This window comes from Rhizobium mulingense (genome assembly GCF_029194105.1).
Taxonomy (GTDB): Bacteria; Pseudomonadota; Alphaproteobacteria; order Rhizobiales; family Rhizobiaceae; genus Rhizobium; species Rhizobium mulingense.
This window is the reverse complement of record NZ_JARFVE010000003.1, coordinates 681,839-697,307: the sequence shown is the minus strand read 5'-3', so window position 1 is coordinate 697,307 and position 15,469 is coordinate 681,839. Positions and strand designations below refer to the sequence as shown.

14 protein-coding genes and 1 pseudogene are annotated in these 15,469 nt (G+C 61.2%); 6 read left to right on the top strand and 9 right to left on the bottom strand.

The window, feature by feature from the left end; genetic code table 11:
* Nucleotides 1-12 precede the first annotated feature (12 nt).
* The 6 genes from PYR71_RS08195 to PYR71_RS08170 are packed head-to-tail and all read left to right on the top strand — an operon-like array spanning nucleotide 13 to nucleotide 5,529.
* On the top strand, nucleotides 13-735 hold the full coding sequence (locus PYR71_RS08195; RefSeq protein ID WP_275618940.1) for a c-type cytochrome: 723 nt from the start codon (nucleotides 13-15) through the stop codon (nucleotides 733-735).
* Entirely contained in the window at nucleotides 732-1,730 is a 999-nt protein-coding gene (gene coxB / locus PYR71_RS08190; protein ID WP_275618939.1) for a cytochrome c oxidase subunit II, read from the top strand. Before PYR71_RS08195 ends, coxB begins: the two co-directional genes overlap by 4 nt.
* Nucleotides 1,727-3,640 (top strand): cytochrome c oxidase subunit I, encoded by a 1,914-nt coding sequence (gene ctaD, locus PYR71_RS08185; protein ID WP_275618938.1) that lies wholly within the window; start codon nucleotides 1,727-1,729, stop codon nucleotides 3,638-3,640. The genes coxB and ctaD overlap by 4 nt, the downstream gene beginning before the upstream one ends.
* Nucleotides 3,637-4,239: a cytochrome c oxidase subunit 3 gene (locus tag PYR71_RS08180; RefSeq protein WP_275618937.1), complete on the top strand. Its 603-nt coding sequence runs from the start codon at nucleotides 3,637-3,639 to the stop codon at nucleotides 4,237-4,239. Before ctaD ends, PYR71_RS08180 begins: the two co-directional genes overlap by 4 nt.
* Complete coding sequence (locus PYR71_RS08175) at nucleotides 4,236-5,132, top strand: cytochrome c oxidase assembly protein (protein WP_275619063.1); 897 nt, start codon at nucleotides 4,236-4,238, stop codon at nucleotides 5,130-5,132. The genes PYR71_RS08180 and PYR71_RS08175 overlap by 4 nt, the downstream gene beginning before the upstream one ends.
* Nucleotides 5,133-5,166: 34 nt before the next feature.
* Nucleotides 5,167-5,529 carry a c-type cytochrome gene (locus PYR71_RS08170; protein ID WP_275619062.1) on the top strand — a complete coding sequence of 121 codons (363 nt, stop codon included), beginning with the start codon at nucleotides 5,167-5,169 and terminating at the stop codon, nucleotides 5,527-5,529.
* 16 nt (nucleotides 5,530-5,545) lie between these two features.
* On the opposite strand, the gene PYR71_RS08165 is transcribed toward PYR71_RS08170, so the two are convergent.
* From PYR71_RS08165 to PYR71_RS08125, 9 genes and pseudogenes are all read right to left on the bottom strand, one after another.
* Nucleotides 5,546-6,460, bottom strand: a complete 915-nt coding sequence (locus tag PYR71_RS08165; RefSeq protein WP_275618936.1) for a cytochrome c — start codon at nucleotides 6,458-6,460, stop codon at nucleotides 5,546-5,548.
* A 57-nt stretch (nucleotides 6,461-6,517) separates the two neighbouring features.
* Nucleotides 6,518-6,732: pseudogene (locus PYR71_RS08160) on the bottom strand (TIGR04290 family methyltransferase); the annotation flags it as partial.
* A gap of 83 nt (nucleotides 6,733-6,815) precedes the next feature.
* Nucleotides 6,816-7,862 carry a UDP-glucuronic acid decarboxylase family protein gene (locus PYR71_RS08155; RefSeq protein WP_275618935.1) on the bottom strand — a complete coding sequence of 349 codons (1,047 nt, stop codon included), beginning with the start codon at nucleotides 7,860-7,862 and terminating at the stop codon, nucleotides 6,816-6,818.
* An 11-nt stretch (nucleotides 7,863-7,873) separates the two neighbouring features.
* Complete coding sequence (locus PYR71_RS08150; RefSeq protein WP_275618934.1) at nucleotides 7,874-8,974, bottom strand: CgeB family protein; 1,101 nt, start codon at nucleotides 8,972-8,974, stop codon at nucleotides 7,874-7,876.
* Nucleotides 8,971-10,062, bottom strand: a complete 1,092-nt coding sequence (locus tag PYR71_RS08145) for a CgeB family protein (RefSeq protein ID WP_275618933.1) — start codon at nucleotides 10,060-10,062, stop codon at nucleotides 8,971-8,973. Before PYR71_RS08145 ends, PYR71_RS08150 begins: the two co-directional genes overlap by 4 nt.
* On the bottom strand, nucleotides 10,059-11,189 hold the full coding sequence (locus tag PYR71_RS08140) for a CgeB family protein (protein WP_275618932.1): 1,131 nt from the start codon (nucleotides 11,187-11,189) through the stop codon (nucleotides 10,059-10,061). The genes PYR71_RS08145 and PYR71_RS08140 overlap by 4 nt, the downstream gene beginning before the upstream one ends.
* 2 nt (nucleotides 11,190-11,191) lie before the next feature.
* Nucleotides 11,192-12,304, bottom strand: a complete 1,113-nt coding sequence (locus PYR71_RS08135; protein ID WP_275618931.1) for a glycosyltransferase family 4 protein — start codon at nucleotides 12,302-12,304, stop codon at nucleotides 11,192-11,194.
* Nucleotides 12,301-14,343 (bottom strand): NAD-dependent epimerase/dehydratase family protein, encoded by a 2,043-nt coding sequence (locus PYR71_RS08130; protein WP_275618930.1) that lies wholly within the window; start codon nucleotides 14,341-14,343, stop codon nucleotides 12,301-12,303. The genes PYR71_RS08135 and PYR71_RS08130 overlap by 4 nt, the downstream gene beginning before the upstream one ends.
* Nucleotides 14,340-15,443, bottom strand: coding sequence for an NAD-dependent epimerase/dehydratase family protein (locus PYR71_RS08125; RefSeq protein WP_275618929.1), 1,104 nt, complete (start codon nucleotides 15,441-15,443; stop codon nucleotides 14,340-14,342). The genes PYR71_RS08130 and PYR71_RS08125 overlap by 4 nt, the downstream gene beginning before the upstream one ends.
* Between the last annotated feature and the right edge of the window lie 26 nt (nucleotides 15,444-15,469).

Below are 15,469 nucleotides of genomic sequence, written 5' to 3'. Positions count from 1 at the left end.
GGAAGCTGGTTTATGGTAGCGACGCTTTTCTGCGTGGCCGCCGCAGCGGCAGCTATCGGCTGGGCAATTCGTCCACGGCAGGATCGAGCCTACCCCGCCATGTTGGGAGCCGTGGTGCAGCTACCGCCGCCTCCCGACCGAGCAACCGAAAAAAAGCCCGGAATTTGGTTCGCCTCGACAGCAATTCTCTGCGTGTTTGCTATCGGCGCCGTGATCGGCTGGGCAAGGCATCCCAGGCAATATCGCGCCGATCCCCCCGTGACCTCAGCGCTCGACCAGTTCCGGCTGATGCCCAACAAGATCGGCGGGACACCTCCCGACGTCTATTTCGCCCTCGACAGCCCCTATGAAACCACCGCCTACGATCTAGGCCAGGGCAAGCGTCTTTATTCCTGGTTCGGGTGCCCTATGTGCCATGGAGATGGGCGAGGCGGAACCGGCCCTTCATTTCTCGATGGCTGGTGGCTGTACGGCTCGGAAATGGTCTCGATCGTGGCATCTATCCGGGACGGACGACCTCATGGCATGCCCTCCTTCGCCAACAGAATGACGAGCGACCAGATCTGGCAGCTCGCGGGCTACGTCAGGACGATCGGCGCCTATTCGGCGCTCTATACCGCGCCGAGCCGGAACGACGACAAACATACCAGACCGGCCGAGAACCGGGCGCCGGCAGCAAGCCATTTCGAGGAGGGACCGACCGGCGTCCGTTCCGATCGAGGTGTTCGGCCTTGAATATCCCCCGCGCCTCCCTGCTATTCCCCCATCTCCTGTTTTTCTCTGGCTGCACTAGCGATCCGCAATCGGCTCTTAATGCCGATGGACCTTCAGCCATGGAGCTTCGAGAGTTGATATCGCTGTTTGTCGCGGTCTGCGGTGTCGTCTTCGTGCTGGTCATGGTCGTCATGACGTGGGCCCTGGTTCGCAGGAGGAAGCCGGCGCCCGGCAGGCCTCAGACCGAGCGCTCCATGGGCAGGGCCGTAAGCGCGGCAATTGTAGGGACCGTTCTCGTCATAACCTTTCTGACCGTTTCGAGCTTTTACGCCACGCGCAGCATCGACTGGCGCGAGGCTGATCCTGCGACGGTCGTCGTTCGGGGCCAGCAATGGTGGTGGAAATTCACCTATCTTAATGCGGATCCGGCGAAAACCTTCCAGACCGCCAACGAACTGCATATTCCGGTGGGAACCGACGTCCGGCTGCGTCTGGTGGCAACGGACGTCATTCACTCATTCTGGGTACCTAACCTGACGGGAAAGCAGGACCTGGTTCCCGGCCGCGAGAATGGACTGACGCTTCATGCCAGCAAACCCGGCGTCTATCGCGGTCAATGCGCCGAGTTCTGCGGCCTGCAGCACAGCCACATGGCTCTGCTGGTGGTTGCCGAGGAGCCTGACGATTATGCCCGCTGGCTGGAAGCGCAGCGAAACGCAGCGGTCGAGCCGGCCGACGGCGACGCGGCGGCGGGCAAGCTGGTCTTTATGAGCAAGCCTTGCGCCGCCTGCCACACGATCCGCGGCACGGCGGCGGGCGGCACTTCAGGACCGGATCTTACCCATGTCGGCAGCCGCAGCATGATCGGAGCGGGGCTGCTGGAAAATACGCGGGGATCGATCGCCGCCTGGATCGCCGATCCGCAGACGCTGAAGCCGGGAAACAACATGCCCTTGGTTCCTCTCACCAGCGAAGAGCTGCAGCAATTGAGCGCCTATATGAGTGAGCTCCGATGACGTGCCAGGACAAGACTCCGTCACCCGCCGATCTGGCAGCCGGCAATGAACCGGCCGAAGCCTTTCTCAGGCGAACTTGGTCGACGCCGTCGGGGCTGTTGGCCGCGCTGTCCACTGTCGATCACAAGGTCGTCGGACGGCGCTATATCGCGACAGCCTTCATGTTCCTGCTCCTCGGCGGCGTGCTTGCGCTGGCGATGCGCCTCCAGCTCGCTTTCCCGGAGGCGCGCTTCATCAGCGCGGACCGTTACAACCAGATCTTCACGGTCCATGGGAGCAACATGATGTTCCTTTTTGCCGTGCCAGTGATGGAGGCGATGGCCGTCTATCTGGTCCCGCTGATGGTCGGTACCCGCAACATCGCCTTTCCCAGACTGAATGCCTTTTCATATTGGATATTTCTGGCCGGGGGGTTGCTCCTCTGGATCTCTCTCCTGCTCGATACGGCCCCTGACGTCGGATGGTTCGCTTACGTTCCCCTAGCCGGCCCGCAATATGGCGCAGGGAAGCGGGTGGACATTTGGGCGCAGATGATCACTTTCACCGAAGTGTCGGCCCTTGCCGTCGCCGTCGAGATCGTCGTCACCGTCTTCAAGCTCAGAGCGCCAGGCATGTCGCTCAATCGCATTCCGCTTTTCGTGTGGTCGATGCTGGTGACGGCCTTCCTTGTCATTCTGGCGATGCCGGCGATCATGTTCAGTTCTTCGTCGCTCATTCTCGACCGGCTGGTAGGCACGCAGTTCTACAACCCTTCGGAGGGTGGCGACGCCCTTCTCTGGCAGCACCTATTCTGGTTCTTCGGCCACCCCGAGGTTTACATCATCTTCCTGCCGGCAGTGGGTATGGTATCCGCCATGATCTCAACCTTCACCCGGCGGCCTGTTTTTGGATATCTGCCGCTAGTCTTGGCAATGATCGCGACCGGTGTGCTGGCTTTCGGCCTCTGGGTGCATCATATGTTCGTCGCCGGTCTGCCGCGTCTTGGAAGCAGCTTCTTCACCGCCTCCAGCATGGCGATCGCCATTCCCGCAGGAACCCAGATCTTCTGCTGGCTGGCGACGCTGTGGGACGGACGTCCCATCTTCAAGACACCGCTGCTTTTCATCATCGGCTTCCTGATCACCTTCGTGATCGGCGGAATGACCGGGGTGATGGTGGCCTCCGTGCCGCTCGACACGCAAGTTCACGATACTTATTTCGTCGTGGCGCATTTTCATTATGTGCTGATCGGGGGGTCCGTCTTCCCGCTCATCGGCGCTATCTACTACTGGTTCCCGAAAATGACCGGCCGCATGATGAGCGAAAGGCTCGGCCGATGGGCCTTCGGCCTCATCTTCACCGGCTTTCACCTGACCTTCTTCCCGATGCACATCCTCGGCCTTCAAGGCATGCCGCGCCGCGTCTACACCTATCCGCCGGAATTGCCCTGGGCAGGCTTGAACCTCTTCGTCAGCCTCAGCGCCATCATCCTGGCTGCCGGCTTCCTCATCTTCTTCACCGACGCCGTGCGCAGCTTCAAATTCGGTCCGGCCGCAGGGCCGAACCCCTGGAACGCCTCGACGCTGGAATGGGCTACGTCCTCGCCCCCTCCCCCCTACAACTTTCGCCACATCCCGGTTGTTCAATCCGCCGAACCGCTCTGGGCGGACGGAGAGACCTTGCCGGTGGCCACAGGCCTTAGACTCGACCGACGGGAAGTGATTGTCAGCAGCGTTACGGGAGCCGAGCCGGAAGCGCGGGAATCCATGCCAGCCAATTCGATCTGGCCGCTCCTGGCAGCGATCGCCACCAGCGTCATGCTGATCGTTTCGATCTTCACCCCTTGGGCGGTGATCTGGGGAGCGATCCCGATAGCCATCACCCTCACGGGATGGTTCTGGCCGAAGCAGACTCCGGAGGACGAGTCATGAAAGAACGTATCGCACTCGACCTGTCGAAGCTTCCCCTGCATGGCATGGGCAGTGCGAGCCTGACCTTCTGGGGCACCGCCGCGTTCATGTTGATCGAAGGCATGGGATTTGCACTGACAATTGCGATCTATTTCTACCTGATGAGCCTGGCGCCGCGTTGGCCGATCGAAGCCCCTCCTCCGGATCTTCTTCCGGGCACGGTCCTCACCCTGCTGCTTCTCGTCAGCATCGTGCCGAATATGCTGGTGTCGCGGTGGGCGCAACGCAAGGAGCTGCGCAAGGTGCGCCTGGGGTTGATTGCCATGGCCTTCATGGGCGCGATACCGCTCATCCCCCGCGTATTCGAATTTCCTGCCCTTCATATCAGCTGGGACGACGACGCCTACGGATCGATCGTCTGGACGATTCTTGGTCTGCACACTACCCACATCGTCACCGATCTCATCGACACGATCGTTCTCGCCTGCCTGATGTTTTCCAAGCATGCAGACAATACCCGCCGCTACGGCGACGTCGAAGACAACGCGCTTTACTGGAACTTTGTCGTCCTCGCCTGGCTTCCCCTCTACGGATGCATTTATTGGGTGCCGCGGCTATGAGAACAGGAACAACGATCGCCTTGCTGGCCATTATGGCGGCACCGGCCTCGGCCCATGACGGCCATGCCCATTCCGGCTCTTTTCCGTGGACCATCGACCCCTGGATCGTTGTACCGCTGGGTCTCAGCGCGGCCTTATATGCATGCGGCAGCCTTCGCTTCCGGCCGCGCTCCCTAGAAAGCCGCCGTTCCTTCGTCCAAAGGCTTGTGACCTTCTGGACCGGTTGGTTCATTCTCACCGGCGCGCTCGTGTCTCCCCTGCATTGGCTGGGTCAACAGCTTTTCAGCTTCCATATGGTCGAACATGAATTGGTCATGGCCATTTCGGCGCCACTAATCGTGCTATCGCGGCCCTCGGCGATGCTGCTCTGGGGACTACCGAAGATCGTCAGGCGCCAGACGGGACAGGCACTTGCTTCAAACGCGATGCGCAGCGCGTGGAACTGTCTCAGCAACGGCACAGTGGCGACACTGCTGCACGGCGTGACGATCTGGGCCTGGCACGCGCCGATCCTGTTCGACGCCACGATTGACAGCCCGCCCCTCCACCGCCTGCAGCACCTTTCCTTTTTCGCGAGCGCCGTCCTGTTCTGGTGGTCCGTCATCTGGAAGAAGAATCGGGGGCTGGCCGCCTGGCACGTCTTTTTGACCATGCTGCACATGAGCATTCTCGGTGCGCTCATCACACTTGCGCCGAGAGTGCTCTATGGGGTGCAGACGCGAGCCTCCGAGACCTGGGGGCTGTCGCCGCTCGAGGACCAGCAGATGGCGGGCCTGGTGATGTGGGTACCTGCAGGGATCATCTACGCCATCGCAGCGCTGACGCTGACCGCATTGTGGATCAGCGACTCGGGAAAAGGAGGCGCAGGTGGAACGCACATCGTTGCCCCGTAACTCGCTTCGGCCTGCTTTCGTCGCCGCTGCCTGCATGGTCAGCTTGGCGGCAGCGGTTTTCTTGACAGACATCTATCGCCAGCGCTCCGAACGCCAAGCCGCTGCGATCTCGATGACGAAAGGCGATCCCGCACGCGCACCGGCGATCTTTCGCCGCTATGGCTGCGCCGGATGCCACACGATTCCGGGCATAGAGGGCGCCGACGGCAAGGTCGGCGGCGATCTGTCCGGTCTGCGCGAACGGGTCTACATTGCGGGCGTGCTCAACAATTCCGCCGATAATCTGGTCGCCTGGATCGTTACGCCGCAAGCCTATTCGCCACAGACCGCAATGCCGGCCACGGGCATATCCGAAGCGGAAGCGCGCGACCTGGCCGCCTATCTCTTTGGGCGTTAGGCACTGAGCGACCGATTCAAGGACGAGGCGTCGGCCGCGGCGGCAATGACTTCAGATATCGAGCCATGGCGATGCGGTCCGACTCGGGGAGTTCAGACGTGTTTTCCACGACGTCCGCCATCGACCAGCCGACATAACCGTGATCGGGCGTCCTGCCGCTCCGAAGCATTTCGGCGATTTCCTGCTCGGACCACGAGCCAATGCCCTCCGGCGTGATGTTCGGATTAAAACCGACACCTTCGGAACTCACCCCTCCGGCAAATCGCGTCTTGGGCTTGATTGCGCCAAAGATGTTGCGGGAGGAATGGCACTCGGCGCAATGGCCGAGCGCTTCGACCAGATAGGTCCCGCGATCATGCATCGGATCGCCGATCGCATTTCCTTCCGGCCGACCTTCATGGAAGAAGAGCAGCTTCCAGAAGCCGACGAAGCGTCGAATGCGAAATATCGGATCGATATCATGCGGCTGCGGACGTTCCGCGACCGGTCGGAGCGTATGCAAATAGGCATAGAGGTCCCTGACATCGTCAAACGTCATGCCGGTATAGCTGGCATAGGGAAACACGGGATAGTAATGCTGTCCCGACGGAGACACGCCGGCGATCAGCGCATTGGCCAGATCTGCGACTGACCATGAGCCGATGCCGGCCTGCGGATCGGGCGAAATATTAGGTACGCGAAAGCTTCCATAGGGGGAGGCCAGAGCGAGGTCGCCGCCCAGTTTCAGACGATCCGGCTGGCCCGGTGAAGCATGGCAGGAGGCACACCCGCTCGCGGCAAATACCAGCCGGCCGCGCTCAGCATCCCCGGGCGTCAGCCCGGAATCGCCGGCCGCAAAAAGCGGATGCGGTCTGGTCACGAACCAGACCAGGGTCGCAATGACGAGGATCGCAACAATGGCAAACGAAACCGATCCCGTACCTTTCAACATTCTGGACCTGCGTTCTCCTATCGAGCGATCGCCTCAAGAGGGCGGCGGCTCGACCATCTAGGGCCGTCGGCCTCGGCGACAAAGATAAACGTCGCGCTCGGGATTTGTCTCCAACACAAAGCCGGAGCTTCGCAACTTGGCTTCGACCGCTGCCTTGTTTGGGATGAACCAGTTGGTAGGATCGGCTGCATAGCGCTCTTCGACGAAGAAAAGCGTCGGGTAGTCCCGCCGGTCAAAACGTTCCATTGCGAAAATTCATAGTCAACTTGAAGCGTGGATATTGTGGAACCAGGCCCCAGTTCGTTGATGCGCCATTTCAAAGCCGGATTCATCATCGTCTGCATCCGCCTTACGATCAGCTCTCCAGAAAGGCAGTGTGCGAGGCTGCCATTCTGCGACGATGGCGAGGCGCTCCTGTTCGCCTTCGTGGGCGATCGTCCAGATTTGCTGCGAACCAGTCGATCGTATATCTGAGCCCTTCGGCAAGCGGCACCGTCGGCTGCCAATTGAGAAGCTCCATTGCACGGGAAATATCGGGCCGGCGACGCTGGGGATCATCCTTCGGCAGCGGCCTGTATGCGACAACGGTCTGGACCGGCATCATTGAACGGACCATCTCGGCGAGCTCGTTGATGGTGAACTCCCCGGGATTGCCGAGGTTGACCGGCATGCCGGGGTTGGGCCGAACGTCCATGAGTGCTATGAGACCGCCGACAAGATCGCTGACATAGCAGAAGGATCGTGTCTGCGTGCCGCTTCCATAGATGGTCAGAGGCTTCCCGGAAAGGGCCTGCACGATCAGGTTGGAGACGATCCGGCCGTCATTGGCCTGCATGCGCGGGCCATAGGTATTGAAGATGCGGGCGACCCGCGCGTCGACTCGGCCCACGCGAAGCATGTCGAAGCAGAGAGCTTCGGCGGCGCGCTTTCCCTCGTCGTAGCAGGCGCGTGGCCCCGTGCAGCTGACATTGCCGCGATAATCCTCCCGCTGCGGATGCTCGGCCGGATCGCCATAAACCTCGCTTGTCGAGGCCTGTAGAAAGGAAGCCCCGTGCCGGTCGGCCAGCGCGAGAAGGTTGCCCGTGCCGGCGACGCAGGTCATCATGGTATGAACGGGATCGGCCTGATATTGTGGCGGCGATGCGGCGCAGGCCAGATTGTAGATCTGGTCGACAGGCTCATCAATCTTCAGGAATTCGCAGATATCTTGTTCGATCAGCCGGAAACCCGGATGGTTCACCAGCGGCCTGACATTCTCCGGCGATCCGGTGATATAGCTGTCGACGCAAATGACGGTATCGCCACGGCCGAGAAGAGCATCACAGAGATGCGAGCCGACAAAGCCCGCGCCCCCTGCGACCAGGACAGTCTTGCCTTTGCCGCGATGATTGACTTGAAGCATCGATACTCTCCTTACGCTGAGATACGGTCCAAAGCTGGCTTGGCGGGCAGTTGCGAAAGAGCGCGAGCGAGCTCACCAGCACGCGCGGCGCCCGTATGACCGCTCATCACCAGTTTCCTGGCGGCAGCGGCGACCGCCAAGCGGTCGCTGTCGGGAAGGTCCGTCAGCAGCGCCACAACATCTTCCGGCGCGCGTGCGATGAGAGAGGCCTCCCCGTCCGGCAACAGTTCGTCGAGGCCGCGCCAGAAATCGCTGATGATGGGCGTTCCGCAGGCGGCGGCCTCGAAGAGGCGCACGCTGGGCGACCAGCCGGCGGCAATCATGTCGCTGCGGGTCACGTTCAGCGTGAACCGCTGCCGGCTGTAAAAACTTGCATGATCGGCGGGCGCCAGATGCTTGATGCGTTCGACATTGGCCGGCCAGTCGATCTCGGCAGGATATTGCGGCCCGGCGACGACGAAGCGCATGGCCGGCAGGCGGCGCGCCGGCTCCAGAAGGAGACGCTCCAGCGTCGGCTGCCGGTCCGGGCTGTAGGTTCCGAGATAGCCAAGATCCCAGGCGGGGGCCTCTCCCGTGTTGCCATAGCGCTCCTGATCGACGGAGCAGTAGAGCGCAACGGCGCTCTGTGCACGGTAGTTCTGCTCCAGCCGCGCCAGCACCTCTCCTCCCGAGAAGGAGAAGTAAGCATCGAACAACGGAATCTGCCTCAGCGCCAGATATTCCTCATCGCCGCGGTCGAGCTTGGCTAAGGTCACCGGCGTGTCAATGTCGTAGAAGCAGAGGCGTTTCAGATTCAACGCGGCGAGCCTGTCGATCAGCGCCACGCCATCGGGTACATAGGATCCTGCAATGACGGCATCGGCCGTGCGCAACCTTTCCCCGTAAAGCTCGATCAAGGCACTCAGATCGGAATAGTAACCGAGCTCGCAAAAATCAGGCGAAGCGAGATCCCTGTGATCGGCGTACCAGGGCACGTCCCGCTCCAGGAACAGAATGCGGTGAGCATCTTCCCGCAAGCCTTTAATGAGCGCTCGATACGTCGTGGCGTGGCCGTTTCCCCAGGATGAGGAAAGCGAAAGGCCGAGGAACACAATGTCGAGAGGTCTTGTCATTCCGCCGCCTCCCCGCGCGCGCCGAGGCGGGCGCGAAAGATCGCATCCACCGTTTCGGCGCGATTGGCATAGGTGTGCTCGGCCAGCACGCGCTGGCGCGCCCGTTCTCCGATCTCCTGCGCGCCCCGGCGCGACAGACCCGCAAGCAAGGTAGCCACCTCTTCTCCATCCCGCGCAACGAGGATCTCCTCGTCGGGTTTGAGGAACAAGTCGATGCCTTCCCAATAATCGGTGATAAGGCAGGCGCCGGCGCCGGCCGCCTCGAAGACCCGCGTCGCGGGCGAAAATCCGGTCTCAGCCATGCTGGCGCGCGATATGTTGAGAACCGCCATCGGAGTGACGTTGAAGGCATTGTGATCGCGCGTCGGCACGTGGCCGATATAGTTGACATTGGACGACATCGGCTTGTCGTGCCAGCCGGAGCCACCAAGCAGGAATTTCCGGTCCCGCAGACGAGAAGCAGGCTCCAGGAAGAAGTGCTCGACCCGCGCCTCCCGGTCCGGCAAGCGATTGCCGAGGAAACCGAGATCGGCGACAAAACGGGGGTCCTCCGGCACCGGGTGATGCGTTTGCGGGTCCAGCGCATTGTAGACAGGTATGCATTCGGCCGCGCCGACGGAGCGGTATGCACTCACGACAGGATCGCCGCCACCGTAGGTCAGCACAAGATCGATCCTGGGGAGCGCTCGGCCCAGCGGATGGTCGGGATTGACCCTGAGTTCGGCAAGCGTGGCCGGGGCATCAACGTCCCAGAAGATTTTGATGGCCTTCGCCCGCGCGTTGCGAAGCACTTCCTCCAGCAACAGATCGTCTTCGAAACCGACGCCGCTCGCCTTGACCACGATGTCGGCGCTGGCCGCTTCGCCGGCAACGGCCTTTAATGCGTCGATCGTTCCCTCGTAGACGACGACCCTGCACCAATCCGGCGGATCGATGTCGCGGTTTTTCTGCCGATCGTAGACATCGGGCTCGTAGAAGGTGATCTCATAGCCTTTCCCCGACAGCGCCCGCAGCAGGCCGCGATAGTAAGTAGCGGCACCATTCCAATAGGCGGAGACGAGGCTCGAACCATAAAACGCGATTTTCATTCCGCCGCCTCCCGTGGCTGAAGCTTCGCGGTGACCTTGCTCGTGCCGCAGTTCGCCAAAATTTCCAGCAGTTCATCAACGCGGTGCCGGCAGGTGTGACGCGCCTTGATGGTCGCAAGACCGGATGCAGCGAGGCTCGCGGCCAGATTCGTATCGAAGAGGACGGCATGCAGGCTTTTCTTCATCTCCTCGCCATCGCCGACAGGCAGATAATCCAGGCCTGGGGTGAAGAGATGCTCGATATCAGCCCAAGGTGCAGAAATCAGGGGGATGCCGCAGGCTAGCGCCTCGAAGACCCGGATCGTCGGAATACCGGGCAGATGCTCGATATAAGGCCGCCGCGGGATGTGTACCGTCACTTTGTGGCGAGCAAAGGCGGCCGGAACATCGGCGTTAGCGATCCAGCCGCCATAAATGATGCCGGCATTGCGAAGTTGGTCCAGCGCATGGTCGGGGTATCGAACGCCGCGAACCATCGTCTTGAGCGCGAGATCTCTGGCGGGCCGGATCAGGAACTGGGCAATCTCAGCCGATCGCTCGTCATCGCCCCAGTTGCCGATCCAGATGAGGTCTCCTGACTTCTCGACATTCGGCAACGGCCGAAACAGCGAATCGTCCGCTGCCTCATGCCAAGTGAAGACGGACTTTCCCCAGCCTGCCCGACGATAGCGCTCACGCAAGGTCTGCCCAAAGGCCAGCACACCATCGTAGTCGTCCAGCATGAGCGACGCGATGTCCCCTTCCGCCGAGACGGCCCGGTGATGCGTATCGTGGAAGAGCAGGGTGAAGGCAGCGCCTTTGCGCCGGATGCGCCCGAGGCTCTCGACCAATCGCGGCTCCGTCCACTCGTGCACAATGACGACATCGGCATCGGTAAGTGCTGCCTCGTGGTCGAAAGCCTCGTCGTAGATCTCCGAGCGATGCTGCGGAAAGGCCTGATGAAAGCGCTCGACGGCAGCCGGCCCCTGATCGCTGATGAGATTGGTGCGGCTCCAGGCGCCTTCCGGCTCCAATGCCAGCGTTTCGTGACCTCGCCGCTGGAGGTCCCGCATGACGCCGCGAAGGAAATGTGCATTGCCATGGTTCCAGTCGGAAATCAGCGAATGGGTATAAAAGACGAACTTCATGATCACTCCGCTGCTGTTGAAAAGGGCCGGCCAAACATGCCTGAGTAAATTCTGCACATCGCCTCCGCTTGAGCGTCGAGACCGAAGCGCTCGGATCGCACGCGCGCTTTCAGTCCAAGCGTAGCGCGCCGTTGCGGATCATCGGCAAGAGTGTTGAACGCATCGGCGAAAGCCTCAGGATCACGCGGATCGGCAAACAGCGCGGCGTCCCCCCAGTTCTCGCGATAGGTCGGTATATCCGCGAGGACCAATGCCGCGCCCGCCCTCGCCCCCTCGAGAGCTGCAAGGCCGAACGGCTCGTAGATCGAAGGCGAAGCCACAATGGCGGCCTGCCGCATTGCGGCTGCCATCTGGGTGTAGGGAAGCTCACCGCGATGGTCTGCATGGCGAAACTGCATCGATTGTCCGCTGGGCCCTTTGCTTGCCCCGGCCACCACCACCGGCCAGCGCGTCATTCCTGCCGCAGTATCCAGGACGGCACCATTTTTCCCGTCATCCCACCACCGCCCGGCGGCCAGAACGAAACTTCGCTTCGGCTCATCGGACGATTGAAGAGCGCTCGCATTGTGAACGACATGGAGATCCGCAATCGGCCCGTAGACCGCTTGCATTGCCTCGGCATGGCTGCGACTCGGCGCTATTACTTTATCCGCGCGCGCAAAGCCGGCCTGGTTGAGCCGATATTGCCACTGCCAGTCCTGCGGCACGTGGCTGCGGCGAACGGCCGCGAACCAGGTGACGACGCAGGAATGGCAAGCCACCGTAACCGGCAGATCCGTTTCCATATAAGCCGCTTGCGACGGCAGATTGACATGCAGAAGGTCGGCCTCCTCGCAGCGAGCAAGATCAGCAATCAGGCGTGGGACGTCTGCAACTGCCCTTTCGTCCTCCACCATCCAGTCGAGTGGCGCGTCCAGCCAGACGAGTTTGCCGATCCGATTTGCCTCCGCCGCCTTATCCTTGCCGGGGCCGGGACCAAGCCCTGCGAAGACCATCTCAACCTGCTTCGGCCTGAGCGCCGTGGCGAGATCCATAGCATAGCGCCAGACGCCGCCCACGGCATCGACCGTCATCACCACGCAGCGATGTCCCTTGCGTCGTTCCCGTCGGATCATGCCGACACCTTCCGCTTTTCCCTGCGGATCTGCCGACCGCCTAAACGATTGGCAATCAGCCATTCAGCGAGATGCCGCAGGCCGTCTCTCCATCCAATACGGGCCTGCCAGCCGGTTTCGCGTTCCAGCTTTTGAGTATTGGCCACGAAATAGAACTGGTCGCCGGCGCGCCACGGGCCGAAGCTCCTTGCGACGGGATGTTCCGTCAGCTCTCCGATCGCGCGCAGCACCCCCAGCACGCTGACGGCGTTGCGCGGCCCCCCGCCGAGATTGAAGGCTTTACCGCTGACGCGATCAATATTCGCAAGCAACGACCGATAGGCGGCGACGGCATCGTCTACGTGGAGGATATCGCGCACCTGCTTGCCGTCGCCATAGATGGAAATGGCTTCTCCGCCGAGAGCCCGGATCAGGAAATGCGCCACCCAGCCTTGGTCCTCGGTGCCGAATTGGCGTGGCCCATAGATGCAGCTCATGCGCAGGACCGCGGAGGGTATTCCGAATGACTTGGCGTAGTCGAGAATATATTGGTCGGCAACGCCTTTCGAGCAGCCGTAGGGAGTGCAGAAATCGAGGGGCCGGTCCTCGCCGATACCCTGCGCCCTGATGATCTCGCTTTCGGGAAGGTAACGATCGTCGAGTTCGATCATACCGAGATCATCAAGAGCACCATAGACCTTGTTGGTGCTGGCGAAAATGACCGGCGCGCGCCTGCCCGCCTTGCGCACCGCTTCCAGGACATTGAGCGTGCCGCGAGCATTCGTTTCAAAATCCTCCAGCGGATCGACGAGGCTCGTGGTCACGGCCGTCTGGGCGGCATAGTGAAAGACAGCCTTGGCATCACGAAAGGCAGCTTCGATCCCCATCAGATCACGAACGTCCGCAAGAACCGGATGCACCCGCTCGCCATGCCGTTCTATCAGCCACGAAAGGTTCTGATCGACTCCCGGTCGTGCCAGACTGTCCAGAATGACGACGTCCTCCCCGTCGTTCAGCAAGCTGTGCGCCAAGTTGCAGCCAACAAACCCGCTCCCGCCGGTGACCACTATCGGCGCGGCACCGGAGGCGATTTGAGGGGTGGCCAGCGAAGCGACCGCTTCCAGCCTGTTAACGCCTCCCTCCATCAGGAGGCGTGCAAGCAGCTTCGGCTTGTTGTCGTGGGTGACCGCGCCGAGATGATAATGCCGCGGGTCGAACCACAGGCCTTCCTGAACCGGAACATCCGGCGGAACGTCGCGCCAGGAATACCAATACATGCGGTCGGCCGGGACAGTGAGCGCCTTGATGAAGCGTCGCGCCTGCTCGATCTCGTCGTTGCGCCATGTGGAATAACCGGCCTCGGTAATCCAGATCTCGGCATCGGCGTTATAGCGATCGATAATCCCGCGCATCTCCCCCAGATGCATGTCCCAGCCGCCCCAGGTGGCCTCCTCGCTATCCCACGTCCCGGGAAAGCCGTGGAAGCCAACGGCATCGACGACACCGAGCACTCCGCGCGTGCCCATCAGGTTGAGCCAATAGGGATCGAAGGGGCACGGGCCGCCAAGCACCGGTTTGTAGCCTCGCTGCTTGGCCCAATAGGCGGCACCGCCGATCATCTCGCAGAAGAGCAGAAAATCGCTGTCCTGGCGCCAATCCCAATCGAGCAGATTATTCGGCTCGTTCCACAGTTCAATATGACGAAAATAGCCGCCGTAACGAGTCAGGATATGATCGACGAAGTCGGCGTAGGATTTGAGATTGACCGGCGCGCCGGAGGACTTGCCCGTCCGCGACAGCGATGGCGGCGTGTAGTGGATGCAGGGCAGAAGATCGATTTCGCTGCCGACGCGGGGGATCAGCCAATCGAACCATTCCTGGCCGCCCGGCGCGAGATATTCCGCCCAGGATAGATGTGTCCTGAGATAACTGGCGCCGCTCGCCAGAATATCCGGCAGCAGCGTCTCGGTCCGCTCATGTTCTCCCGGTCTGAACCATTCGACGAAGCCGAAGCGCCGAGTCTCACGCTGGCTGGATCCTCGAGAACCGGTCCTGTTCATGAAACCAGCCCCCGTTCTTCCAGTTCCCGCTTCATCTCGGCGCCGCGGTCGATCGCCCCAGTCTGCCGGACCCAGTCGACGAAAGGAGCGAGCGAATTTTCGAGATGGTATCTCGGCTCGAAGCCGAGCAGTTCACGCGCCTTGGATATATCGGCAAAGCAATTGCGAATGTCGCCGGAACGCGCTTTGTTCATGATATCGGGGCTGATCTCCGGAACGCCCATCGCGTCGGCAAGAAGCGTTGCGACGTCGGCGATCGAATAGACCTGGCCGCTGCCGATATTGATCACGTGGCCCGATGCCGCGGGCTTTTCCAGGGCCAGCCGGAAGGCCCTCGCCACGTCGCGCACATGGACGAAATCGCGACGCTGCTTGCCGTCCTCGAAGATCATCGGCGGCTGCCGGTTGGCCAGCCGCGAGCCGAAATTTGCGAGCACGCCGGTATAAGGATTGGAAAGGGCTTGCCCGGCGCCAAAAACATTGAAAAGACGCAGGGCGACGGCATCCACACCATAGGCTTCGCCGAAGATCAGGACCTGTTTCTCTTGGACATATTTCGTCAGGGCGTAGATCGAAGCCAGATCGACCGGCTTCTCCTCGTCGGTGGCGACGGGCGTCAATGGCTCGTCATTGGGTCCGAGCGGATCCCATTCACCACGCTTGATATGATGGTTTCGTCGCCTGACATATCCGAGCCGTCTGCCGTCTCCGGTCAGATAAAGCCCTTCTCCATAAACGCTCATGGAGGAAGCGACGACGATCTTTCTGACAGGCATGCCGATCATGGATTCGAGCAGCACTGCCGTTCCGAGGTCGTTGCAGCCGACATAACGGGCAATTTCATACATTGATTGCCCAACGCCGACTTCGGCGGCAAGATGGATGACGCCGTCGACATTCGCCAGCGCAGCGCGCACTGCGTCCTTGTCCCTGACGTCGCCGCGAACGACCTCGGCACCCTCCGGCACGACAACCTCGGCGTCGGCATGCACCTGGTCGATCAAGGCATCGAGGACGCGCACATCATAGCCGCTTTGCAGAAGTTCGTCAGCAACATGGCGGCCAATGAAGCCGCACCCACCTGTTATCAAGATCGTCATTATAGGATCCGTCCGGTTGAAGAAAT